This window comes from Paenalicyclobacillus cellulosilyticus, from assembly GCF_014647315.1.
Lineage (GTDB): Bacteria > Bacillota > Bacilli > Alicyclobacillales > Alicyclobacillaceae > Alicyclobacillus_J > Alicyclobacillus_J cellulosilyticus.
This window is the reverse complement of sequence record NZ_BMOY01000149.1, coordinates 1-250: the sequence shown is the minus strand read 5'-3', so window position 1 is coordinate 250 and position 250 is coordinate 1. Positions and strand designations below refer to the sequence as shown.

Here is a 250-nt window from a genome sequence, read left to right as displayed (position 1 = left end):
CGCGCGTGAATATTGTAAGATGCCGTCAATTAACTTAGACATTCGATCCGCTCGTTCGTGAAGGAGTTGAAGATTTTTTTTTGAATCATTATCCAGGTTATCTTGGTTATCTTCTTCAATCCATGAGCTTAGTTGCATGATGGCTCGTAAAGGTGCTTTTAAATCATGTGAGACAATGTATGCAAATTGTTCAAGTTCCTCATTTGATTTTTTAAGTCGCTCTTCTATTTCTTTAGCTTTGGTAATGTCT

The 250-nt window shown here is 36.4% G+C and carries 1 protein-coding gene; it reads right to left on the bottom strand.

Going from position 1 to position 250, the window contains the following annotated elements:
- A partial coding sequence (locus tag IEX97_RS13280) for a histidine kinase dimerization/phospho-acceptor domain-containing protein (RefSeq protein WP_308426216.1) occupies positions 1-250 on the bottom strand: 250 nt, incomplete at both ends.